The sequence below is a fragment of the Flexivirga sp. genome, from assembly GCF_051955415.1.
Taxonomy (GTDB): Bacteria; Actinomycetota; Actinomycetes; order Actinomycetales; family Dermatophilaceae; genus Flexivirga.
The window spans coordinates 34,228-55,261 of sequence record NZ_JBQCGS010000018.1; the positions used below are offsets into that span (position 1 = coordinate 34,228).

Genomic DNA, 21,034 nt, shown 5'->3' on the forward strand with positions numbered 1-21,034 from the left:
CGAAACGCCGGTCCTGTCGATGGTGGACGGTCGTCTCGGTGAGGGACTGGATCTACTTGAGCGCGTCGTCGAGGCCGGCGATGGCCAACTCGAGCAGCTGCGCCAGCTTGTCGCGCTGGTTCGCCGGGACCTGGGCGAGCACGTCGGACTCGACCATGTCGGACTCACGCACGACCTGGCGGAACATCTCCCAGCCGTCGCGGGTCAGGTGCACCAGGATGCGCGTGCGGTTGTCCTGGTCCGGTTCGCGCTCGATCAGCCCGCGCTCGGCCATCCGGTCCAGCCGGTGGGTCATCGACGACGGTGCGACCGCGGCGGTCTCGGCCAGCTGGGACGGAGTCGAGATGTGATCGTCGGCCTCCGCCGCCAGGTGGCGGATGACGGCCCACTCGCCGGCGGTCAGATCCAGGTCGGAGAGGTTCTGGGTGTACCACTGCGACAGGCGCCGCGCCAGGCCGTGGACGGCGGTGACGACGCGCTGCACCTGCTCGTCGCCGCCGGCCTCGACATACGCCGCGACCTCGGCTTCGTAGCGGCTTCGCTCGGTCTTCCCAGTCGGACTCATGATGGTCCATTAGAGCGTATGGCGCAGGAGCGCGACGCAGCGCTGCCGCCGCGTCCCCGGCGGATTAGGGCGGCACCCCGTCCGGCTGATAACCTTGCCTCGCCGTGCAACCGGCCGCGGACCAAGAGGGCCCTGGTGGACATGCCCAGGAGCACCGCGCAACCAAGAGACGAACGGAGATCGCCCACTCATGCCGCTGGACACCGCCACCAAGGCGCAGATCATGACCGACTACGCGACCAAAGAGGGCGACACCGGTTCGCCCGAGGTCCAGATCGCGATGCTCACGCAGCGCATCAAGGACCTGACCGAGCACTCCCGTCAGCACCCGCACGACCACCACAGCCGGCGCGGCCTGCTGCTGCTGGTCGGCAAGCGCAAGCGCATGCTGCGTTACCTCGAGGACGTCGACATCGAGCGCTACCGCTCGCTGATCAAGCGTCTCGGCCTGCGCCGCTGACCATCACCAGACTTATGCCGACAAGGCGGTTACCCATCCGGTGACCGCCTTGTTGTCGTAGGCGGGTGCTGCCCGCCGGCCCGACAAGGATGCGGCCGACTCGCGGCATACACCCGTGAACGTGTGAAGAACCACGCACAACGACGATGCGTGGACCTCATTGAAAAAGAACAGGAGGGCCCAATGGAGGGTCCAGAGATCACTTTCGCCGAAGCCGTCATCGACAACGGCACGTTCGGCACCCGCACGGTCCGTTTCGAGACCGGGCGGCTGGCCAAGCAGGCGGCCGGTGCGGTCGTCGCCTACCTGGACGACGAGACGACGTTGCTGTCCACCACGGCCGCGGGCAAGCAGCCCAAGGACCATTTCGACTTCTTCCCGCTCACCGTCGACGTCGAGGAGCGGATGTATGCCGCGGGCAAGATCCCGGGCAGCTTCTTCCGTCGCGAGGGTCGTCCGTCGACCGACGCGATCCTGACCTGCCGGCTGATCGACCGCCCGCTGCGTCCGGCCTTCGTCAAGGGCCTGCGCAACGAGGTCCAGGTCGTCATCACGGTGCTCGCGCAGACACCCGACCACCAGTACGACGTGCTCGCGATCAACGGCGCCTCGGCGTCGACGCAGATCTCGGGTCTGCCGTTCTCCGGCCCGATCGGTGCCACCCGGGTGTCGCTGATCGACGGCCAGTGGGTCGCGTTCCCCAACTACTCCGACCTGGAGCGCTCGGTGTTCGACATGGTCGTCGCCGGTCGGGTCGTCGGTGACGACGTCGCGATCATGATGGTCGAGGCCGAGTCCAACGAGTCGACCTGGGACCTGGTCAAGAACCAAGGCAAGCAGGCACCGACCGAGGAGATCGTCGCGCAGGGCCTGGAGGCCGCCAAGGGCTTCATCCGGGTGCTGTGCGAGGCGCAGAGCCAGCTGGCCGAGGCCGCCGCGAAGCCGGTCCAGGAGTTCCCCCTCTTCCTCGACTACGAGGACGACACCTACAACGCTGTCGAGTCTGCCGCGACCGAGAAGCTGCGTGGCCTGCTGTCGATCGCGGACAAGCAGGACCGCGAGTCGCAGCTGGACGCCTACAAGGAGGAGCTCAAGGCCGAGCTCGCCGGGGAGGGCACCCCGTTCGAGGGCCGCGAGAAGGAGATCTCCGCGGCATACCGCGCGGTGCAGAAGAAGCTGGTGCGCGAGCGCATCCTGCGCGAGAAGGTGCGCATCGACGGCCGTGGCCTGGCGGACATCCGTGCGCTGTCGGCCGAGGTCGAGGTGCTGCCGCGGGTGCACGGTTCGGCGCTGTTCGAGCGCGGCGAGACCCAGATCATGGGTGTCACCACGCTGAACATGCTGCGCATGGAGCAGCAGCTGGACACGTTGTCGCCGGTGTCGCGCAAGCGTTACATGCACAACTACAACTTCCCGCCCTACTCCACCGGTGAGACCGGCCGCGTCGGTTCGCCGAAGCGTCGCGAGATCGGCCACGGTGCGCTCGCCGAGCGTGCGCTGATGCCGGTGCTGCCGACCCGCGAGGAGTTCCCCTACGCGATCCGTCAGGTGTCCGAGGCGCTGAGCTCCAACGGCTCGACGTCGATGGGTTCGGTCTGTGCGTCGACGCTGTCGCTGCTCAACGCCGGTGTGCCGCTGCGTGCGCCGGTCGCCGGCATCGCGATGGGTCTGGTGTCGGCCGAGGTCGACGGCAAGACCGAATATGCCGCAATGACCGACATTCTCGGTGCCGAGGACGCGTTCGGTGACATGGACTTCAAGGTCGCCGGCACGCGTGAGTTCGTCACCGCCATCCAGCTGGACACCAAGCTCGCCGGCATCCCCGCCGACGTGCTGGCCGGTGCGCTGACCCAGGCCCGTGACGCGCGCCTGCACATCCTGGACGTGATGCACGAGGCGATCGACGCTCCCGATGAGATGTCGCCGTTCGCCCCGCGCGTCATCGCGGTGAAGATCCCGGTCGACAAGATCGGCGAGGTCATCGGCCCGAAGGGCAAGATGATCAACCAGATCCAGGAGGACACCGGCGCCGACCTGTCCATCGAGGACGACGGCACCGTCTACATCGGCGCCACCGACGGCCCGTCCGCCGAGGCCGCGCGTGCCGCGGTCAACGCGATCGCCAACCCGCAGATGCCCGAGGTGGGTGAGCGCTTCCTGGGCACCGTCGTGAAGACGACGACCTTCGGCGCGTTCGTGTCGCTGCTGCCGGGCAAGGACGGCCTGCTGCACATCTCCGAGGTGCGCAAGCTGGTCGGCGGCAAGCGGATCGACGCCGTCGAGGACGTGCTCAAGATCGGCCAGAAGGTTCAGGTCGAGCTCAAGGAGATCGACCCGCGCGGCAAGCTGTCGCTCGCGGTCGTCGAGGAGAGCTCGAGCTCGGACGCCGCCGCTTCCGACGAGGCGCCGGCAGTCGACGCTCCGGCTGCGGACGCAGTGTCGGAGGCATCGTCCGAGGCGCCGGAGTCGCAGGCCGCCGACGCGTCGGATCGTGAGCCGCGCAAGCGGAACCGCCGTCGCGGCGGTCGCGGCCGTGGCAACGACGGTGACAAGAGCAGCGAGGGTTCGGCGGACGCCGAGCCGGTCGCCGCGGAGCACTGATCCTCCGGTAGCAAGCCGACGACGGCCCGGTCGCACCTAGTGTGCGGCCGGGCCGTTTCGCGTTTCGGGTATGCCAATCGCGGGCTATGCAGCGCGCTGGGCATGCTGGAAGTTGCCGGTCGTCGGTCGGGTATGCCGATCGCGGGCTATGGAGCGCGCTGGGCATGCTGCAAATCCCTGCTCAACGGCGATTGCGCCAGTAGGTGTTGATTTAGGGATGCCGGTCGCCTGCAAACACGGCGGATAGGCTCGCTGGTATGACGACCCCGCTGTTGCTGACCTGTCCGGTGGGGCTTGAGGATCTCGTGCGCGGGGACCTGCGCGACCGGGAGGACGTGCGGTCGGAACTGCTCGCGCCGGGTCTGATCCGCTGCGTCGAAGCGCTGACGCCGGACAAATTGCCGGCGATGGTCGACCGTGTGAGCCTGCCACTGTCGGATGACAATTCGGTGATCGCGGCCGCCGAACTGGTGGGCGTGCCGACCCCGAGCTTCCGGGTGCACGCCAAGGATCCGGGCGCGCGGTCGGAGTGGATTACGCGCATCGAAGCGCTCGGCTGGCGCAACGATCCGAGCGACTGGGTGCTCAACGTCGACGTGGGTGGCGGGCGGATCGACCTGGGCTCGTGGCACTGGTCGCGGCGCATCGGGCAGCTCCAGCGTTTGCCGGCGACGACTCCCGGGCCGGTGGCGGCGGGCTTGTTGCGGCTGGCAAAGCTGAGCACCGGCGATGTGCTGCTCGACCCGTGTGCCGGTGTCGGCACGGTGCCGATCGTCGATGCGTTGTTGCGTGGTGGTCCGGCATACAGCATCGATCGAGATCCGGAAGCGACGCGCCTTGCCCACGAGAATGCCGCGAATCTGTCCGTGGGGCAGGCGGTTTCAGTGCTCAAGGCGGACGCGACTGATCTTCCCCTCGACGACGGCAGCATCGACCGCGTGGTGAGCGACCTGCCGTTCGGTAAGCGCATCGGCAGCAACGAGCTCAACAAGTCGCTCTACCCGGCGATCCTGCGCGAAATCGAGCGGGTGCTGACCGCCGACGGGCGAGCGGTGCTGCTGTCGGACGACAAACGTGTTTTCGCCGAATCTGTCGCGCACGCAAGGGGGCTGAAGATCTCGGGGGAGCGCGTCATCCGTTACAACGGCGTCACGCCGACGGCATACATCGTGCGGCGCAGCCGTCGTCCGAAGAGAGGACGGGCGTGAGTCGACATCAGCACGCGCGGGGCGTCCGACTCGGTTTCGCAGACGCGCCGGCGCGAGTCCGAACATGGGCCGGCCGGCAGATCGGCGGTGAGGTGATCGCGGTGACCGACTGCGTCGGAGGTATGTCGCCCGGCCCGGCCGCGCGCGTGCGATCTGTCTCGGGCGCAACAGCTTTCGTCAAGGCGTGCGGTCCGGAACTCAACCCCATCACGCCGGAGTTGTTGCGAGACGAAGCGCGGATCCTGGTTGTGCTACCGGACCACCCGAACCTACCCAGGCTGATCGATGCGTATGACGACGGCGAGTGGGTCGCGCTGCTCATCGAGGACCTGCCCGGCGCAGTACCCGATGTGCCGTGGTCAACTGAGGACCTGCGCCGTGCGAGCGGGGTGCTCTCAGCAGTCGGCCCCGTTCTCGACGGCATCGTCTCCGACTGGGTGGAGCCCGCCCGTGCATCACCGATCTTCAGTGACGGTTGGAAGCTGCTCGCGGATCGGCTCGACCAGGTCGACCCGTGGTGGGCGAAGCATCATGACGAGCTGGCGGCCCACGCGGAGCGGGCGGTCGCATTGATCGACGGGAAAGCGTTGCTGCACTGGGACGTTCGGGCCGACAATCTGATCTTCGGAGACCAGCGTGATGTGCTGATCGACTGGGGCCAGGTGCGGCGCGGCGCACGCTGGATGGATCACGCGTTGCTCGCGATGGACTGCGCGATGAGCGGCAGCCTGGGGCCGACGGCACTGGAGTTCTTCGCGACGGAGCCGGCGCTCGCCGGTCGTGACCCGGCCGATCTGGTGTCGTTGATGGCGGCGGCCGGGATGACGTTCGCAGCACGTGCCACGGAGGAAGCACCGCCCGGACTGCCGACGTTGCCGGCAACCCGCGCGCGCTGGGCCGACAACCTGCGTCTCGAACTGGAGGCGATCCTCTGACCTCTCGGTCATGGAAATGTGGCGACCTGCCTGACCCACGCGGGCCGTGCCGGAGGCCACGAAGTGAACGCCGCCGACGTCGGCTCGGCAGAACGCCTACAGTGCGGCGCGTGAGTTCCTTGCACCCCACCTTCCGTCCCATGTTCGACGACGTGCTCGCCCGCAACCCCGGCGAGGCGGAGTTCCAGCAGGCCGTCCACGAGGTGATGGAGAGCCTGACACCGCTGGCCGACAAGCACTCTTCGTACGCGCAATGGTCGATCCTGCAACGGATCTGCGAACCCGAGCGTCAGGTCATCTTCCGCGTGCCGTGGGTCGATGACAGCGGCGAGGTGCGCGTCAACCGCGGTTTCCGGGTGGAGTTCAACTCCGCGCTCGGCCCCTACAAGGGTGGCCTGCGCTTCCACCCGAGCGTCAACCTGTCGATCGTGAAGTTCCTCGGGTTCGAGCAGATCTTCAAGAACGCACTCACCGGTATGCCGATCGGCGGCGGCAAGGGCGGCTCGGACTTCGACCCCAAGGGCTGCAGTGACGCCGAGGTGATGCGCTTCTGCCAGTCGTTCATGACCGAGCTCTACCGCCACATCGGCGAATACACCGACGTGCCCGCCGGCGACATCGGCGTCGGTGGTCGGGAGATCGGCTACCTCTTCGGCCAGTACAAGCGCATCACCAACCGCTACGAGTCCGGCGTGCTCACCGGCAAAGGCCTGTCCTGGGGCGGCTCGCAGGTGCGCACCGAGGCGACCGGTTACGGCACCGTGTTCTTCGCCCAGGAGATGCTCGCGGCGAAGGACAGCTCACTGGACGGTATGTCGGTCGTCGTCTCCGGCACCGGCAATGTCGCCCTGTATGCCGTCGAGAAGGTGCACCAGTTGGGCGGCAGGGTCGTGGCCGTCTCCGACTCCAGCGGGTATGTCGTCGACGAGCAGGGAGTCGATCTGGAGGTGCTCCAGGAGATCAAGGAGGTCCGCCGGGGGCGGGTTTCGGAGTATGTCGATCAGGTCGGCAGTCGCGCCCGATTCATCGCCGAGGGATCCATCTGGGACGTCCCGTGCCAGGTCGCGCTGCCGTGCGCGACACAGAACGAACTGGACGAGGCGGACGCCAAAACGTTGGTGTCCCACGGCGTTCGGCTGGTCGCCGAGGGCGCGAACATGCCGACCACCCCGGCCGCTGCTGCCGTCCTGCGCGATGCCGGGGTGCTCTTCGCGCCCGGCAAGGCCGCCAACGCCGGCGGTGTCGCCACCAGCGCGCTGGAGATGCAGCAGAACGCCAGCCGCGACTCCTGGAGCTTCGCGCAGACCGAGGAACGGCTGCAGGAGATCATGCGCAGCATCCACGAGACCTGTGTGACGCAGGCCGAGGCGGTCGGCCACCCGGGGGACTACGTCATCGGTGCCAACCTGGCGGCATACATCAAGGTTGCGGACGCGATGGTGGCGCTCGGCGTCATCTGATCCCCGACCCGGGCCACCGCCGGTCATCACCGACCGATCGGGCCACCCACCCGGGCGGCGACACCGAGCGCGGAGGCGACTTGCTCCACGTTCGCGGCAACGAGCCCGGCGGTGACCCGGATGTGCGGTGCACGGTGAGCCGCGTCGGTGCCCACCTGGAACGGCGAACCCGCCGCAGCACCAATGCCGTTCGCTGCCAGGCTCTGCAGGGCGGACACCTCGTGCAACACCGGCACCCAGATGTTGATGCCGTCGTCGCCGCCAACAGTGACGCCTTCGGCGTCCAGCGCGCGGACCAGGCCCTGCCGGCGCGAGGTGTATGTCGCCCGTGCCGTCGCCACCTCACCCTGACTCGAGGGATCGGTGAGCAGTCGCAGCAGGAGACGCTGCAGCAGGCGACTGGACCAGCCCTGCCCGAGTTGGCGGCGTTCCTGGATCGGTCCGACCAGCCGGGACGGACCGCCGATCGCGGCCAGGCGCAGGTCCGGCCCGTAGGCCTTGGAGAAGCTGCGGACGTGCAGCACCCGATCGGGCAGCAGGCTGCTCAGGCTGACCAGTTCGGTGCCGGCAATCCCGTCCAGGGAGTCGTCCTCGACCACGTACGCCCCGGTGGGCGTGAGGATGTCCGCGAGTTCCCGGGCTCGCCGGGGGACCAGCGAGACACCGGTGGGGTTCTGCCCGCGCGGTTGCAGGACGACGAGGTCGGCACCGTCGGCGAGCGCCGCCGACAGACTGGCAGGCACCGGCCCGTGCTCGTCCAGCTCGACCGGGACCGGTCGCATGCCCAGGCTCTCCAAGAGGTCGAGAAACGGTGGGAACGCCGGGTTCTCGATGGCCACACGGGTGCCGAACCCGCCCAGCTGCGCGAGGATCGCCGCCACGGCGTCGGTGGCACCGTCGACGATCGTGAGCTGTTCGGGGGAGCAGGGCCAGGTGCTGCGGATGACGTCCCCCAGCTCGGGCACCACCGGGTCGTCCAGATAGCTGTGCAGCGACGAACTGTCACCGAGCGCTCGCAGTGCGTCGCCCCACGACGGCAACAGCCGCGGGTCGGGCACGCCGGTCGACAGATCCAGCGCGAAGTCGACCGGGTCGCCCACCGCCCGTCGATAGCGTCCGCTGGACAGGGGCGTGGCCACCTCGGCGATGAACGAGCCGTGCCGGCCGTCGGTGCGGATCGTGCCGGCGCGGCGCAACGTCGCCCACGCCGAACTCACGGTCGTCGGGGACAGCTGCAACGACTCCGCGATGGTGCGGATCGACGGCAGGCGCACGCCGGGCTCCAGCGCCCCGGACGCCACGGCGCGTGCCACGGCGTCGGCGAGGCCGTGTGCCGTGGGTGCCGTCAGGTGTCTCGCCAGCACATCCATCACTTATGTGACATTACATAATGCCTATTGTGCCGGCAAGTGATGTCACGTAACGTTCGGGGCATGGAACGCGTACAGCACTGGATCGACGGGAAACTCACCGCAGGCAGTTCGTCCGAGACCTCACCCGTTCACAACCCGGCCACCGGAGAGCAGACGGCCGAGCTGACGCTCGCGACGTCGGCCGACGTGGATGCCGCCGTTGCCTCGGCCCGCGCCGCGGCCGACTCCTGGAGCCACACCTCGCTCGCCACACGCACCAAGGTGCTCTTCGCGTTCCGTGAGCTGCTCGCCGCGCACACCGACGAGCTGGCCGCCCTGGTGACCTCCGAGCACGGCAAGGTGCTCTCCGATGCCGCCGGCGAGGTCGCGCGCGGTCTGGAGAATGTCGAATACGCCTGTGGCGTAGCCAATCTGATGAAGGGCGAGTTCTCCGAGCAGGCGTCCACGGGAGTCGACGTCTATTCGATCCGTCAACCGGTCGGTGTCATCGCCGGCATCACCCCCTTCAACTTCCCACTGATGGTCCCGCTGTGGATGTGCGCCAACGCCATCGCGTGCGGCAACGCCTTCATCCTCAAGCCGAGCGAGAAGGATCCCTCGGTCTCGCTCCTGCTCGCCGACCTGTGGCGGCAGGCAGGCCTGCCGGACGGTGTCTTCACTGTGCTGCAGGGCGACAAGGTCGCTGTCGACGGCCTGCTGCAGCACCCGCAGGTCGATGCGATCAGCTTCGTCGGGTCCACCCCCATCGCGCAGTACATCTACGAGACCGGCACCAAGGCGGCCAAGCGCGTCCAGGCGCTCGGTGGCGCGAAGAACCACATGATGGTGCTGCCGGACGCGGACCTGGAAGTCGCTGCGGACGCAGCGGTTTCGGCGGCATACGGTGCCGCGGGCGAGCGTTGTATGGCGATCTCGGTCATCGTCGCCGTCGGCTCGGTCGCCGACCCGTTGATCGACGCGATCAAGGAGCGGCTCCCCTCCCTGCGGATCGGTCCGGGTGACCAGGACGGTTCCGAGATGGGCCCGCTGATCACCGCCGAGCACCGCGAGAAGGTGATCGACTACATCGACCGCGGAGAACAGCAGGGCGCGAAGGTCGTCGTCGACGGCCGGACCGGCCGCAGCGAGAACGGCTTCTTCCTGGGCTGCACGCTGCTGGACGACGTGAGCCCGGAGAACGTCGCCTATACCGACGAGATCTTCGGCCCGGTGCTCGCGATCGTGCGTGTCGACAACTTCGACAAGGGCCTGGACCTGATCAACAGCCACCAATTCGCCAATGGCACAGCGATCTTCACCCGTGACGGTGGTGCGGTGCGACGTTTCCAGCGCGATGTGCAGGTCGGCATGATCGGCGTCAACGTACCGATCCCGGTGCCGGTCGGTTACTACTCCTTCGGCGGCTGGAAGGCCTCGTTGTTCGGCGACACCCACATGTACGGCCCCGAGGGCATCAACTTCTGCACCCGGCGCAAGGTCGTCACCAGCCGCTGGCCCGACCCGGGCAGCTCGAAGATCGACCTGGGCTTCCCGACGAACGCGGACCACTGAGATGACACAGATGACGGACCTCGACCCGGCGGCTGCGCAGCGGGTCAAGGACGACGACCGGAACCACGTCTTCCACTCGTGGAGTGCGCAGGCCCATATCGATGTGTTGCCCATCGCCGGCGGATCCGGTTCCTACTTCTGGGATTACGACGGCAACCGCTACCTGGACTTCTCCTCGCAGCTGGTCAACCTGAACATCGGGCACGGCCATCCCAAGGTCATCGAGGCGATCCAGCAGCAGGCGGCGCGGTTGGCGACGATCGCGCCCGCCATGGGCAGCGACGTGCGCGGCGAAGCGGCACGGATGATTGCCGAGCGCGCGCCGGGCGACCTGGACCGGGTCTTCTTCACCAACGGTGGCGCCGACGCCAACGAACACGCGATCCGGATGGCCCGGCTGCAGACCGGCCGGCCGGTCATCCTGTCGGCCTACCGCAGCTACCACGGCGCGACCGGGGGAGCGATCGCGCTCACCGGTGACCCGCGGCGCTGGGAGAACGAAGCGACCGGTCAGCCGGTGGTGCACTTCTTCGGCCCGTATCCCTATCGCTCGGCGTTCCACAGCGACTCGCCGGAGCAGGAGACCGAGCGCGCGCTGCAGCACCTGCGCGACGTGGTGCAGTTGCAGGGCCCGGGCACGATCGCCGCGATCATCCAGGAGTCGGTGGTCGGCACCAACGGCATCCTCGTGCCCCCGCCCGGCTACCTGGCCGGCGTCCGTGCGCTGTGCGACGAATACGGCATCCTGCTGATCGCCGACGAAGTGATGGCCGGGTTCGGGCGGTGCGGCGAGTGGTTCGGCATCCAGCACTGGGATGTCGTGCCGGACCTGATCACCTTCGCCAAGGGGGTCAACTCCGGGTACGTGCCCCTGGGTGGTGTCATCCTCGGCCCGCGGACCTACGAGCGTTTCGCCGATCGGGCCTACCCGGGCGGCCTCACCTACTCGGGGCATCCGCTCGGCTGCGCCGCTGCCGTCGCGTCGATGCAGGCCTTCGAGGACGAAGGCGTCCTCGACCACGTCCGCAAGCTCGGCGAGACCGTCGTCGAGCCGCGACTGCAGGAGCTGAAGGCCAAGCACGCCAGCGTCGGCGACGTGCGCGGCCTCGGCATGTTCTGGGCGATCGAACTCGTCAAGGACAAGAAGACGCGCGAGCCGCTCGTGCCGTTCAACGCCGCCGGGGAGGCGGCCGCACCGATGGGTGCATTCGCAGCAGCCTGCAAGAAGGAGGGCCTGTGGCCGTTCATCCACATGAACCGGACCCACGTCGTGCCGCCGTGCACCATCAGCGAGGACGAACTGCGCAGCGGCCTGGACATCATCGACGCCGCGCTCGACGTGGCGGATCAGCACGCCGCCGGCTGATCGAGCGGAGCTAGCCGCCGGGCCCTTCATGACCGAGCCGGAGTAGCTCCCGGCGAACGTTCGCCCGCGCCGCAGCAGTCCAGCGGGCGCGGGCGAACCGGGTCCGATAGACGTCGGGCCGGTCGACCAGCGCGGCCAGGATCTCACCGCGTGCGGCCGCGTAGTCGGCGTCCGGCACGTGTGCGTACTCAGCGCGCACTTGTGCGCAGTATTCGTCGAACCGATCCGCCGGTGCGGCCAGGATCGCCAGGTCGGCATCGGTGAAAACCTCGGCCAACGCACCCGGCAGACCAGTGCCGTGCTCGATCGTCAGCAGGATCAGGTCCTCGACGACCTGTATGTCGCAAGGGTCGACACCCACGTCCGTCAGCGCCCTTCGGGCCAACCGTGCACTGTCGCGTTCCATCACGCCGGGTGCGGCGTGCACGTCATACACGGCGTCGTGCAACCAGGCGGCGACGCGGGAGAGACGGCGGTCCCGCCCACTGAGGCCCGCACCGAGGCGCTCGAGGGCGGCCAGCATCTCGGACAGGTGCTGCACCGTGTGATAGCGGCGGTGCGGCTGCGCCCACCGGGTCAGCAGCTCGGCGCCGGCACGCCGGGCGACGATCGAGTCCGCCGACGCGGACAGTGCGTCGACGTCGACGACCCAGGCGTCCAGCAGTTCGGTGTCCGGCATACCTCAATCGTCGCGGTTGCCGAAACGGTCCGCCAGCCGGGGATCCGACAGCCACCACGGGCGTTCGGTCTCGGTGTCGTCATCGCTTGCGGTCGCCTCGGCCCGGTCGAGCTCGGCGTCGGTGGCGCGCGCCTCGGCAGCGTCGTGGCGCAACCACTCGATGAAGACCGCCGCGATCATCGGCACCCCGATCGACTCGGCCACGGCGAGCAGCGCGCCGCCGGCATACTTCTGGTCCATCGTGTGGCTGAGCCCGTCGCGCAGCGCATCGGCGGCCGGCGCGAAGCCGGGGAAGTGCGGCAGCAACATGGAGTTCGCGGTCATGACCAGCACACCGGGCACCGCATCGGCGACACCGTCCAGGAACGCCAGGAACGTGCGGACCGGCGGCGTGGCCCACTCCGGCAGCAGGTCGTCGGCGAGCGTCGGCAGCACGTAGAGCAGCCCGACGAGCAGCAACTGCACGATCAGCAGGGTGCCGATCAGCGAGGAACGCACCGCGTGGTCGCCGTACGGTGTGAAGAAGACGGCCAGGATGCCGGCGAGGTCGAGCAGGAAGCTGACCGCGGGACAGGTCAGCACCCGGACGACGGGGGACCGGAGCGCGCGGTGCGCCGCGGTGTGCGATCCACGTGCCGCGGTGAGCAACCGCAACGGGTCGCCGAGCGCCAGCCCCATCGGGGTGACGGTGCCGAGCACCGCGACCTGTGCGGCGAACATCCACAAGAAGGTCTGCCGATAGACGCCGACCGGCCCGCAGGTGACGTAGACCAGCGTGCCCACGCCGACCACCAGGTATGCCGCCACCCGCCACCACGGCCAGCGCACGCCGTGTCGTCGCGCCGCGGACAGCAACCACAGGTAGCCGGCGAGCAGCAGCAGCGCCAGCACGATGCCGACGGGGTCGAAGCGCCAGGCGGTCACCCAGCTGGTGACGCTGAAGGGTGCGGGGGCAAGACCGGTCACCTGAGAAGTATCACCGGGTAACCGCAACGTTTGCTGAGGATGCGGAGTCGGCGCTGTCGCTCGGGGTGCCATCGCCGCCGTCGTCGTGGACGTACTTGCTGCCGCGCAGCAGGCTGGCGATCGCCGCGACGACCATCATCGCCGCGGCGGCACCGAAGACGACGATCAGTCCGTCGTGGAACGGGCCGGACAGCAGGTGCGGGAAGAACTCCTTGCCGGTCAACGTGGAGGCGTTGGCGGCCGGGATCTTGTCCAGCGTGCCGGTCGGACCGAGCAGGCTCTCGATCGGGTTGTAGCCGAGGAAGGCCGCGAACATCGACCCGACCGGAGGCAGCCCGGCGATCTGGTCCGCCACCGAGGAGGGCACGTGCTGGGCCAGCAGACCGGAACGCATGGCGTGCGGCAGGTTCTGGGCGAGGCCGGCGATCATCAACGAGAAGAAGATGCCGATGGACAGGGACGTCCCCGAGTTGAAGAACGTCGCACGCATCCCGGAAGCGGCACCCCGCTCGTGCGCGGGCACGGAGTTCATGATCGCGGTCGTGTTGGGTGCGGAGAACATGCCCGAGCCGATCCCGTTGACGAACAGCAGGGTGGCGAAGATCCAGTAGTCGAAGTTCACCGGGATGAGCAGGAACCCGATGAAGGTCGCCGCGGTGATCAGCAGCCCACCGCTGGCGAACGCTCGCGCCCCGAACCGGTCGGACAGGAAACCGCAGACGGGGCCGGCGATGAGGAAGCCGATGGTCAGCGGCACCAGGAAGATGCCTGCCCACAGCGGGGTCGATTCGTAGCTGTAGCCCCGCAGCGGCAGCCAGATGCCCTGCAACCAGATGATCAGCATGAACTGCATGCCGCCGCGGCCGATCGACGCCAGTAGGCCCGCGAAGTTGCCGGCGCTGAACGCCTTGATCCTGAACAGGCTCATCGAGAACATCGGGTTCTCGACCCGGGTCTCGATGACGCAGAAGGCGATCAGCACGAGTGCGCCGCCGATGAGTCCGGCCAGCACCCACGGACTCGTCCAGCCCATGGTGTGCCCGCCATACGGCTGGATGCCGTAGGTGATCGCGACCAGGATCGCGGTGACACCGATCGCGAAGCTGAGGTTGCCTGGTATGTCGAGGCGTCCGCGGCGCGTGGTGCCCAGCTCGTGCAGCGATTTGTAGGCCCACACGGTGCCCAGCACACCGATCGGCACGCTCACCCAGAAGATCGCCCGCCAGTGCCACTCGGACAGGATGCCGCCGATGATGAGGCCGAGGAACGAGCCGGCGATCGCCGCGACCTGGTTGATGCCCAGCGCCATACCGCGCTGGGTGGCGGGGAAGGCGTCGGTGAGGATCGCGGTGGAGTTGGCCATCAGCATGGCGCCGCCAACGCCCTGCACGATGCGCCAGACGATGATCCACATCGCACCGGTGCCGCCTCCGGCCGGGTCCAGCGACAGCAGGATCGAGGCGACCGTGAAGACCACGAAGCCCAGGTTGTAGATCTTGACCCGGCCGAACATGTCGCCCAACCGGCCGAGGGTGACCACCAGGACGGCCGACACGACCAGGTAGCCCATCAGCGTCCACAGCAGGTAGCTGATGTTGCCGGCGCCGAGCGGGTCCAGGTCGATGCCTCGGAAGATGGCGGGCAGCGAGATGATCACGATGGAGGAGTTGATGGTCGCCATCAGCACGCCGAGCGTGGTGTTGGACAGCGCCACCCACTTGTAGCGCGGATGATCGGCCTCGAAGCGCCGGCGCGCGCCGCGAGTGCGCTTGCGGCTCTGGCCGGGAGTGGACGGGGCGTCGCGGTCGGGGACGGGGGCTTCGGTCACGTCGGTGTGGGCTCCAGGGTTGCTGTGGTGCTCGGTCGACGGCCACGACAACTGAAGTCATTAGCCGAGGTAACTATCAACATAGCACCAGTATGGAAAATCGTCCTCGGGATGATCCGTTGCCCGGACGCCGCCCGGGCGGGGCGCCTCGAACGTCTAGCCTGACGGGGTGACCACATCGACAGCCGTTGCCGTCATCGGAGCCGCCGGACGCATGGGCAGCGCCGCCTGTGCCGCGATCGAGAACGCCGCCGACTTGACGCTCGTCGGCCGGTATGACGCCGGCGACGCGCTCGGGGACCTCGGCGGCGCACAGGTCGCGGTCGACTTCACCGTCCCGGACTCCTCACCCGCCAACGTCGCCCATTGCGTCGAGCACGGCATACACGCCGTCGTCGGCACCACCGGCTGGACCGCCGAGCGCCTGGAGAAGCTGGAAGAGCAGCTGGCAGAGCATGATTCGGTCGGTGTGCTGATCGCGCCGAACTTCGCGATCGGCGCGCTGCTGATGATGTCCTTCGCGCAGCAGGCCGCGCGCTTCTACGAGTCCGTGGAGATCGTGGAGACCCACCACCCGGCGAAGGTGGACGCGCCCTCGGGGACCGCCGCGCGCACCGCGGGGCTGATCGCCCGGGCGCGCGCGGACGCGGGGCTCGGCCCGGTGCCCGACGCCACCGCGAGCGACCCCGACGGCGCCCGCGGCGCACAGATCGACGGCATCCGGGTGCACGCGCAGCGGCTGCGTGGTCGCGTCGCGCACCAGGAGGTGTCGTTCGGCGGTGAGGGCGAGGCGCTGACGATCCGGCACGACTCGTTCGACCGGGCGAGTTTCATGCCCGGCGTGCTGGCCGGGGTGCGCGCCATACCCGACCACCCGGGTCTCACCGTCGGACTCGAGCACTTCCTCGGACTGGACTGACATGAACACCGCGATCGTGACTGTGATCCGCAATGACGTCGACAGCGGCCCCGGCCGGATCCCCGACTGGGCGGCCGCCGCGGGTGTCGCCGTCGACCTGATCAAGGCCGACGAAGGCGAGGCCGTGCCGCGCCGCGCCGACGGACTGGACGCGGTCGTGCTGCTTGGCGGGGGCTTCCTGCCCGACGCCGACGACCGCAAGCCCTGGCTGCCCGCCGAGCGGGCCCTCGTCCGCGACTGCCTGGACCACCGAGTCCCGGTGCTGGGCATCTGCCTGGGTGCGCAACTGCTGGCGCACGTCGGCGGAGGCCGCGTCGAGGGCGACTACGGTATGCCGGAGAAGGGCGTCACCCGCCTGATGCCGCAGGCTGACGCGGCCGATGACGTTCTGTTCCAACCGCTTTCGGGTCATCCCACGGTCGGCATCGAGAGTCACCGGGACCAGATCACCGAGCTGCCGGACGATGCCCGGTTGCTGATGTCGAGCGAACGGTGCCGGCACCAGGCCTTCCGGCTGGGCGACGCCGCGTGGGCCACCCAGTGGCACCCGGAGTCCAGCGCCGAACGGGTCGCCACCTGGGACGAAAACAACCTGCGCACGCTCGGCTTCGATCCCGCGGACGTCAAGCGCGTCGCCCAGGAGCGCGGCGCGGAGCTGGAGCAGACCTGGCAGGCGTTCTTCGGCCGATTCCTGGACGTGGTGCGCGCCCGGGCCGTCGCTCGGCGTGGGAGCGTCATTCGGTGAGTTCCGACCGCGGGGAGGAAAACGTCAGTCGGTGAGTTTGGCGCGCAGCTGGTCGAGTTGGGCCTCGGACCAGCCGACCGACCGCAGCCACCCGGCGACCGAGCCGTACTCCGCGTCGATCGCCTCCAGCACATGCTCGATGGTGTCCGGCCGTGAATGGTGCGCGGTCATCGGCACGTCACGCAGATTGTCGGCGTAGCCGGGCAGTTTCTCCAGCCGCCGCACGATGCGTTCGGTGCGTTCGGTGCTGGCCGCGTAGTCGGCGATGATCGCTTCCCGGGGCACCTCGGCGACCGACAGTGCCATCGCCACCACCGTGCCGGTGCGGTCCTTGCCGGCGGCACAGTGCACCACGGTCGCGCCCTCGCTGGTCGCGATGACGTCCAACGCCGCGGACACCGAGTCCGGGCGCCGGTCCAGGTAGCCGAGGTAGTGACTCGCGCGCGGGTTGTCGTTGCGCTGCGGCTCCTCGGCGTTGTGCCAGGGGAGCACCAGCACGTCGCGCGTGTCGATGTCCTTGTCGTCGGGGAAGAGCGAATGGTGATGGTGCGCAACGGTGTCCAGCGCCTGCAACGGTCCGGGACCGGTGATCCGCAGCTCGACGTCGCTGCGCAGGTCGACGATGTCGGTGACCTGGTGGTCCTGCACCAGCACCTGTATGTCGTGCTCGGTCAGATCCTGCAGATTGTCCGAGCGGACCAGGCGGTGGGGTTGCACGGCGCGACCGTCGGAGGTCGGCAGGCCGCCGAGGTCGCGCATGTTGACCACGCCGTCGAGGTCGATCCAGCAGGGCTGCGTCGCGGAGGGTTTCGTCACGACTCCACCGTAGATCGTCAGCCGACGCCGGCAGCCCGCAGCAGGGCGGCGGTGGCTGCTGCGGCCACGACCACGACCAGGAAGGGCGCGCGCAGTAGCAGGCACACGATGGCGACCGTCAGCCCGGCGGCGCGTGCGTCGACGGTGAGCGACCCGTGGCCCGTGGTGAAGGTCTGCACCGCGATCAACGCCGCCAGCAGCGCCACCGGCAGGTAGTGCATCACCCGGTCGGTCAACGGATGGTCCAGCACCCGCTGGGGCACGACATACCCGGCGAACTTGGTGGCGAAGGAGAGCGCGCTGGCCAGCAGCACGGTGGTCCAGAGATTCATATTTCCTGTGCCGTGGTGACGGTCCGATCCGGCAGGAGACCGGCGGCCACGGCGGCCAGCGCGGCGACCAGCACCGGTATGCCGGACGCGGTGTGCGGTGCGACCAGCAGAGCGATGAGTCCCGCGGCGACGGCGACCAGCTGGGAGCGGCGGGTCCGCAGACGGGACCAGACCAGGGCGCAGAACGCAGCGGGTGCCGCGGCGTCCAGGCCGTAGCGGGCGGGGTCGCCCATGGCGTTGCCGAGCGCGGCACCGACCGCGGACATCAGTCCCCACAGCACGAAGACCGACAACCCCGTCCACCAGAATCCGATCCGCGACAACGCTCGGTCGGATTGGGTGATCGAGACGGCAGTGGATTCGTCGATCGTCAGGTGGGCGGCCAGCGCCCGGCGCCAGCCGGTCGCCTGCAGCAGCGTGCTCACCTGCAGGCCGTAGAAGCCGTTGCGCAGACCGAGCAGCGTCGAGGTGCCGATCGCGCTCGCGCCGGAGCCGCCGGCGCCGATCACCCCGACGAGCGCGAATTGCGATCCACCGCTGAACAGCAGCAGGGAGAGGGCGACCGCCTGCCAGAAGCTGAGGCCGGCGGCGACGGCCAGGGCGCCGTAGCTGATGCCGTAGGCGCCGGTCGCGACGCCGACCCAGATCCCTTTGCGGGCAACGGTTCGGGCCACATCAGTCGGCGCCTCGGATGTGCCGGCGGCACGGTCGGGCCCCACCGTGCTCATGGGGCGTCGGTTCCGTGCGGGGTGCGTCCCTCGGAGTCAGAGGCAGCGTCGGAGACAGCGTCGGAGTCGGTGAGCGAGGCGGTGAGACGTATCTCGCGGGCGGTGCGACCGTCGGCCGCGACGACCCGGTCGCGCCAGGCGCCGTCCGGCCGCAGGCCGGCGGCCGACAGGAACGCTCGCGTCTGGTCGTCGTCGGCCAGCAACCACATCGTCAGCGCGCCGAAGTCACCGGCGCGCAAGGTGTCCACGGCGGCATTGAGCAGGCGGGAGCCGTTGCCGGCACGGCGGTGCTCGGGGCGCACGCCCAGCGTGTAGATCTCGCCGGTCGCCGGATCGGTGTTGTCGGCGGGGCCGATCGCGACGAAGCCGACGACGGCCGCGCCCTCGGTCGCGACCAGCAGCCGGTGCCGCGGGCTCGGCGGGTTGCGCAGGGACTCGCGCCAGGCGGGCTCGAAGGCCGCCGGGGTGAACGCGGCCGCGACGTCGGCGTCGACCAGCGGGCCGTAGGTGTCGCGCCATACGGCTGCCTGCACGTGGGCGACCGCGGGGACGTCGTTCGCGCGGGCGGTGCGGACCCCGGTGTCGCTGGTGGGGGAGTTCATCGGGCCAGCTTTTCATCCCCGCCGACGCGGGCGCGCCCGGGACCGTGCGGCCGCGCTCGCACCGATCGCGCCGGTCTGCGAAACTGCCATGCGTTGTGAGTCTGCTGAAGTCCTCCGGCGTGCGACATCGCCGCCCGCAGTTCCACCCGCTCACCGTGGCGGCGGTGGAGCGCCTGACCGACCGTGCCGTGGCGGTGTCGTTCGACATACCCGACGAACTGCGCGAGACCTTCCGCTTCGAGCCGGGCCAGCACCTGACGCTGCGGGCCACGATCGGCGGCACGGACGTGCGCCGTTCCTATTCGATCTGTATGTCGCGTGCACAGGCGGCCGGGACCGGCCGGTTGCGCATCGCGTCCCAGGAGGTCGACGGGGGCGCGATGTCGGTGTGGCTGAACCGGGTGGTCCGGCCGGGGGACCGCATCGAGGTGCTCGCCCCGTTGGGCGACTTCGTGTGTCCGACGGTCGACACCGAGCGCGAGATCGTGGCGATCGCCGCCGGATCCGGGATCACCCCGGTCATCTCGCTGGTCCGCACCGTGCTGGAGGAGGAGCCGGGCACCCAGGTGACGCTGATCTTCGGCAACCGCACACCGGACAGCACGATGTTCCGTGCCGAGTTGGAGTCGTTGGCGGAGCACTGTGCCGCTCGCTTCGACCTCATCGAGGTCTTCTCTCGGGACAGCTCCGGCGCCCGGGACCCGCTGCTGACCGGGCGCATCGACGGCGCCAAGGTGCGGCAGATCCTGCGGCGCACGGGGGTGGCCGTGCCCGAGGTGGACGAGTGGTTCCTGTGCGGACCGATCGGCCTGGTCCACGACGTGCGCACGACGATCGTCGGCGAGGGCGCCGAACCGGCGAGCGTGCACCACGAGGAGTTCTTCCAGGAGCCGGTGCCGGCGCCGGCCGACTGAAGGTGTGCCGCCCGCGGCCTCGAGGTCGCGGGCGGTCAGTCGAAGGTCGTGCGGCCGGGGTCCTGCTCGAAGAACGCCCGCACCAGCGGCCGGTGCGCCGGGATGATCGGCAGACGAGCCGCTTCGTCCTGGGTGAACCACGCCGACTCGGTGACCTCGTCGGAGACGCCGGGGGCGCCCGCGACGACGTGCGCGCGGAAGCACACGCCGAAGATGGCCCGTCGACGACCGTCCGGGTAGACGATCACCACGTCGGGGTTGCTGTATGCCGCCAGCACCCCGTCGACGGCGACGTGCAGTCCGGTCTCCTCCCGCGTCTCCCGCACCGCGGCCTCCGACCAGGTCTCGCCGACCTCGACCCCGCCGCCCGGCAGACACCACAGCCCGTTGTCCTCGCGGCGGGTCAGCAGCAACCGGCCTGCGTCGCCGACGGCGCAACTGGCTCCGGCCTTGATCTCGGTCGCGCCGGCCTGCGCGGAGCCGGCGATGCGCGGGCCGACGTCCACCTGTGCTCGGGGTCTGCGGCGCTCGTAGGTCACCACGGTCCAGCCGTCGTGCGGCTCGCGGGACACCTCGTGCCAGATCGGGGAGTCGGTGAGCGGCCAGCCGGGAAACACCGTGTCGCCCTCGGGATCCAGCGGGATCTCGGAGATCAGCATCCGGTCGACGTAGGGCGCGAACAGCTCCCACACCTGTGCGCCGCCGGTGACGAAGAAGTCCTCGTCGCCGGCCAGGAAGAGCGCCTGGTCGACGCTGTGCGCGACCTCGACACCGTCCGCTGACCAGTCGGGGTCACGGGTCAGCACGATGTGCCGCCGGCCCGGCAACAGGCCGTGCGACTCGAAGGTGCGCCGCCCCATCACCATCGGATGACCCATGGTCGCGGCCTTGAAGCCCTTCTGCTCGCCCGGGACCCGCCACGGCATGGTGCCGTCGCGCCCGACGACGCCGTTGCGCGCGACGGCGGCGATGAAGCTGATCGTCAT

20 protein-coding genes are annotated in these 21,034 nt (G+C 69.2%); 10 read left to right on the forward strand and 10 right to left on the reverse strand.

Translation table 11 applies throughout. The features are described 5' to 3' along the window. Window positions 1-52: 52 nt before the first annotated feature. Window positions 53-565: a MarR family winged helix-turn-helix transcriptional regulator gene (locus tag ACTHL4_RS03065; RefSeq protein WP_440281262.1), complete on the reverse strand. Its 513-nt coding sequence runs from the start codon at window positions 563-565 to the stop codon at window positions 53-55. A 190-nt stretch (window positions 566-755) separates the two neighbouring features. On the opposite strand from ACTHL4_RS03065, the gene rpsO reads away from it, so the two are divergent. The 5 genes from rpsO to gdhA all read left to right on the forward strand — a co-directional run bounded on the left by rpsO (window position 756) and on the right by gdhA (window position 7,229). Next, window positions 756-1,025, forward strand: a complete 270-nt coding sequence (gene rpsO / locus ACTHL4_RS03070) for a 30S ribosomal protein S15 (protein ID WP_440281263.1) — start codon at window positions 756-758, stop codon at window positions 1,023-1,025. Window positions 1,026-1,208: 183 nt separating this feature from the next. After that, window positions 1,209-3,626, forward strand: a complete 2,418-nt coding sequence (locus ACTHL4_RS03075; RefSeq protein WP_440281264.1) for a polyribonucleotide nucleotidyltransferase — start codon at window positions 1,209-1,211, stop codon at window positions 3,624-3,626. A 257-nt stretch (window positions 3,627-3,883) separates the two neighbouring features. After that, entirely contained in the window at window positions 3,884-4,834 is a 951-nt protein-coding gene (locus ACTHL4_RS03080; RefSeq protein WP_440281265.1) for a TRM11 family SAM-dependent methyltransferase, read from the forward strand. Between the two features lie 101 nt (window positions 4,835-4,935). Further along, complete coding sequence (locus ACTHL4_RS03085) at window positions 4,936-5,769, forward strand: hypothetical protein (RefSeq protein WP_440281266.1); 834 nt, start codon at window positions 4,936-4,938, stop codon at window positions 5,767-5,769. A 140-nt stretch (window positions 5,770-5,909) separates the two neighbouring features. Next, the gene (gene gdhA / locus ACTHL4_RS03090) at window positions 5,910-7,229 is read left to right on the forward strand and encodes an NADP-specific glutamate dehydrogenase (RefSeq protein WP_440281323.1); all 1,320 of its coding nucleotides are present in this window, start codon (window positions 5,910-5,912) and stop codon (window positions 7,227-7,229) included. 26 nt (window positions 7,230-7,255) lie between these two features. Here gdhA and ACTHL4_RS03095 read toward each other — a convergent pair whose 3' ends face one another. Then, window positions 7,256-8,599 carry a PLP-dependent aminotransferase family protein gene (locus ACTHL4_RS03095; protein WP_440281324.1) on the reverse strand — a complete coding sequence of 448 codons (1,344 nt, stop codon included), beginning with the start codon at window positions 8,597-8,599 and terminating at the stop codon, window positions 7,256-7,258. Window positions 8,600-8,662: 63 nt separating this feature from the next. Between ACTHL4_RS03095 and ACTHL4_RS03100 the strand changes: the two genes are divergently transcribed. Together ACTHL4_RS03100 and ACTHL4_RS03105 are read left to right on the forward strand one after the other, a co-directional pair. Then, on the forward strand, window positions 8,663-10,153 hold the full coding sequence (locus tag ACTHL4_RS03100; RefSeq protein WP_440281267.1) for a CoA-acylating methylmalonate-semialdehyde dehydrogenase: 1,491 nt from the start codon (window positions 8,663-8,665) through the stop codon (window positions 10,151-10,153). Between the two features lies 1 nt (window position 10,154). Further along, window positions 10,155-11,519: an aspartate aminotransferase family protein gene (locus tag ACTHL4_RS03105; protein WP_440281268.1), complete on the forward strand. Its 1,365-nt coding sequence runs from the start codon at window positions 10,155-10,157 to the stop codon at window positions 11,517-11,519. A gap of 10 nt (window positions 11,520-11,529) precedes the next feature. On the opposite strand, the gene ACTHL4_RS03110 is transcribed toward ACTHL4_RS03105, so the two are convergent. Genes ACTHL4_RS03110 through ACTHL4_RS03120 form a run of 3 tightly spaced genes read right to left on the reverse strand, consistent with a single transcriptional unit; the run spans window position 11,530 to window position 14,992 of the window. Further along, window positions 11,530-12,198, reverse strand: a complete 669-nt coding sequence (locus tag ACTHL4_RS03110) for an HD domain-containing protein (RefSeq protein ID WP_440281269.1) — start codon at window positions 12,196-12,198, stop codon at window positions 11,530-11,532. Window positions 12,199-12,201: 3 nt separating this feature from the next. Continuing rightward, complete coding sequence (locus ACTHL4_RS03115) at window positions 12,202-13,164, reverse strand: cytochrome c oxidase assembly protein (protein ID WP_440281270.1); 963 nt, start codon at window positions 13,162-13,164, stop codon at window positions 12,202-12,204. Between the two features lie 10 nt (window positions 13,165-13,174). Beyond that, entirely contained in the window at window positions 13,175-14,992 is a 1,818-nt protein-coding gene (locus tag ACTHL4_RS03120) for an MFS transporter (protein WP_440281271.1), read from the reverse strand. Between the two features lie 169 nt (window positions 14,993-15,161). On the opposite strand from ACTHL4_RS03120, the gene dapB reads away from it, so the two are divergent. After that, window positions 15,162-15,911: a 4-hydroxy-tetrahydrodipicolinate reductase gene (gene dapB, locus ACTHL4_RS03125; RefSeq protein ID WP_440281272.1), complete on the forward strand. Its 750-nt coding sequence runs from the start codon at window positions 15,162-15,164 to the stop codon at window positions 15,909-15,911. Window position 15,912: 1 nt separating this feature from the next. Next, on the forward strand, window positions 15,913-16,656 hold the full coding sequence (locus ACTHL4_RS03130; RefSeq protein WP_440281273.1) for a type 1 glutamine amidotransferase: 744 nt from the start codon (window positions 15,913-15,915) through the stop codon (window positions 16,654-16,656). Window positions 16,657-16,680: 24 nt separating this feature from the next. Here ACTHL4_RS03130 and ACTHL4_RS03135 read toward each other — a convergent pair whose 3' ends face one another. Genes ACTHL4_RS03135 through ACTHL4_RS03150 form a run of 4 tightly spaced genes read right to left on the reverse strand, consistent with a single transcriptional unit; the run spans window position 16,681 to window position 19,134 of the window. Beyond that, window positions 16,681-17,472 (reverse strand): tyrosine-protein phosphatase, encoded by a 792-nt coding sequence (locus ACTHL4_RS03135; RefSeq protein WP_440281274.1) that lies wholly within the window; start codon window positions 17,470-17,472, stop codon window positions 16,681-16,683. A gap of 17 nt (window positions 17,473-17,489) precedes the next feature. Further along, window positions 17,490-17,804, reverse strand: a complete 315-nt coding sequence (locus tag ACTHL4_RS03140) for an AzlD domain-containing protein (protein ID WP_440281275.1) — start codon at window positions 17,802-17,804, stop codon at window positions 17,490-17,492. Then, complete coding sequence (locus ACTHL4_RS03145) at window positions 17,801-18,532, reverse strand: AzlC family ABC transporter permease (RefSeq protein WP_440281276.1); 732 nt, start codon at window positions 18,530-18,532, stop codon at window positions 17,801-17,803. The genes ACTHL4_RS03140 and ACTHL4_RS03145 overlap by 4 nt, the downstream gene beginning before the upstream one ends. Beyond that, the gene (locus ACTHL4_RS03150; RefSeq protein WP_440281277.1) at window positions 18,529-19,134 is read right to left on the reverse strand and encodes an N-acetyltransferase family protein; all 606 of its coding nucleotides are present in this window, start codon (window positions 19,132-19,134) and stop codon (window positions 18,529-18,531) included. The genes ACTHL4_RS03145 and ACTHL4_RS03150 overlap by 4 nt, the downstream gene beginning before the upstream one ends. A gap of 95 nt (window positions 19,135-19,229) precedes the next feature. Here ACTHL4_RS03150 and ACTHL4_RS03155 point away from each other — a divergent pair, with 95 nt between their 5' ends. Then, the gene (locus ACTHL4_RS03155) at window positions 19,230-20,048 is read left to right on the forward strand and encodes an FAD-binding oxidoreductase (protein WP_440281278.1); all 819 of its coding nucleotides are present in this window, start codon (window positions 19,230-19,232) and stop codon (window positions 20,046-20,048) included. 35 nt (window positions 20,049-20,083) lie between these two features. Here ACTHL4_RS03155 and ACTHL4_RS03160 read toward each other — a convergent pair whose 3' ends face one another. Continuing rightward, the gene (locus ACTHL4_RS03160; RefSeq protein ID WP_440281279.1) at window positions 20,084-21,034 is read right to left on the reverse strand and encodes a dihydrofolate reductase; all 951 of its coding nucleotides are present in this window, start codon (window positions 21,032-21,034) and stop codon (window positions 20,084-20,086) included.